Annotated in this window: 2 protein-coding genes; one reads left to right on the plus strand and one right to left on the minus strand. The window is 68.3% G+C overall.

From position 1 onward, the window contains the following. Positions 1-306: 306 nt before the first annotated feature. On the plus strand, positions 307-744 hold the full coding sequence (locus tag NBW84_RS08250) for a PLD nuclease N-terminal domain-containing protein (RefSeq protein ID WP_250283272.1): 438 nt from the start codon (positions 307-309) through the stop codon (positions 742-744). A gap of 264 nt (positions 745-1008) precedes the next feature. Here the strand turns inward: NBW84_RS08250 and ccsB are convergent. After that, positions 1009-2046 (minus strand): c-type cytochrome biogenesis protein CcsB (ccsB, locus tag NBW84_RS08255; protein WP_250283274.1); only part of this gene is annotated, 1038 nt, incomplete at its 5' end.

The raw sequence follows: 2046 nt of genomic DNA on the forward strand, positions 1-2046 counted from the left end.
ATGCGGCACGTCCCGCCATCGAAAGGAGCACACTGGGAGCGTTGTCGTTGCGCGGCGGTCGTCCTGGCGTCACCGATCCGACCGGACGGGCGGATGGTTCCCACGGGCATCAGCCGTTCCAATGGACATCGGCTGTTTGGGCACCAACGGGCGTCCATGGTCACCTATGGGCATCGGAACCGCTCCAGAGAGCACTGGCTGTACCGTCGGATGACGATGGATATGGGTCCACACGCGATCAGGACTCCGGGTCGTGACAGATGGTCATGACGGTCGGAGTGAAGACTGGAGAGGATCAACGGTGCGGTGGTGGGGTTCGTACTGACGCTGGCAATCTTCGGCTTCTGGATTTTCACGCTCATTGACGCGATCATGGCCCCGTCAGCCGCCGTGCGCACACTTCCCAAGATCGCCTGGATTGCCATCATCGTTTTCTTCTACGCCATCGGCGGCGTGGCCTGGCTCGTTGTCGGCCGCCCCCGTCGTGACGACTACGCCGACGACGGTATCGAGCCCATGGATCATCCAACATGGGAAGGCCGGGGCCGCTGGGCCGGGGCCGACGGCTTCGGCCGAGGCAGCCGGGATGGCGCCGAGGACGGGCCGTCGAATCTCCGGTGGCCGTCGTGGCCACGCCGTAGTCCCGCGCCACAGCCGGTCGCGCCCGACGACAACCCGGAGTTCCTGCGGGAACTGTCCGAACGTATCCGCCGCGGGGACGGCGACGGCACCCCCCGGAGCTGACCACAACACCGACCCATACGGCAACGCGACGCGGTACCACGTTGACAGTCCGCGGCGTCACGTTGACATCTAGTCAGCGTGACCCCGTTGGCGGCAGTCAGCGTCATCCTGCCGGCAACGCCGGCCAGCGGGTATCCAGTGCGGTTCTGCCTGGGCGTCAACCAACGACACCCAGGCGGGTTCTGTCGGCGGGGTCCTGCCGGCGGGTTCTGTCGGCGGGGTCCTGTCGGCGGGGTCGTGCCGACGGGGTCCTGCCGACGGGCGTCAGGCGCCGACACCCGCGTAGGAGTGCAGCCCCGAGATGACCAGGTTGACCAGATAGTAGTCGACAAACAGCGCGCTGAAACCAAGCAGCGATATCGCCGCGGCCCGGCGGCCCTTCCAGCCGGCGGTGGCGCGGGCATGCAGGTAGGCCGCGTAGATCACCCAGGTGATGAACGACCAGGTCTCCTTGGGATCCCAGCCCCAGTAGCGACCCCAGGCCGCCTCCGCCCAGATGGCACCGGCGACGACCGCGAACGTCCAGACCGGGAACGCGAAGCCGATCACGCGGTAGGTGATGCGGTCCAGCGACGCGGCCGCGGGCAGTCTCATCATGATCCCACCGCGCCTGCGCATCGCCGCGGAGGCCTCGGCCTGTCCGGTGGCAACGGCCGCGAGGCGGTTCTCCCAACGGTCCTTCAGCAGATACAGGACGGTGGTGACCGCCGAGACCATGAACACCCCGCTGGCCACGATCGCCGCCACCACGTGGATCTTGAGCCAGTAGGAGTTGAGCGCCGGGACGAGCGGGCCCGCCGCCACGTAGAGCACCGTGCCGGCGAGACCGAGATAGAGGACCACCGGCAGCATCACGAAGACGCCCAGCCAGCGGACGCGCGCCCGGGTCCGGGCCAGCATGCCCAGGTAGGTCAGCACCGCAATCAAGGTGATCATGGATGAGAACTCGTACATGTTCCCCCACGGCACCCGGTCCGCGGCCAGGCCACGGGCGGTCACCGAGCCCACGTGCGCCGCGCATCCGAGCACGGTGAGCAGCACTGCGACCCGGCCGATCCAACGCGCCCGAGGTGAGAGCGACAGGTCCGCGCCGTCCCCGGCCATCACCTCGGCCACCGCAGCCCGCTCGGCGGCCTGCCGGGCCGCCCGGGCGCCGGCCGCGGCGAGCGCCTCAGCAGCAGGATCCACAAGAGCGTCACGATCGTCAGTGGCATAGGTGACAGACGCTCCTGCTGTAGCCGCGCCTGCTGTAGCCGTCCCCGCCACAGCCGTACCTGCTACAGCCGTACCTGCTACAGCCGT

Source organism: Protofrankia sp. CiP1_Cm_nod2, assembly GCF_920664355.1.
GTDB lineage: Bacteria > Actinomycetota > Actinomycetes > Frankiales > Frankiaceae > Protofrankia.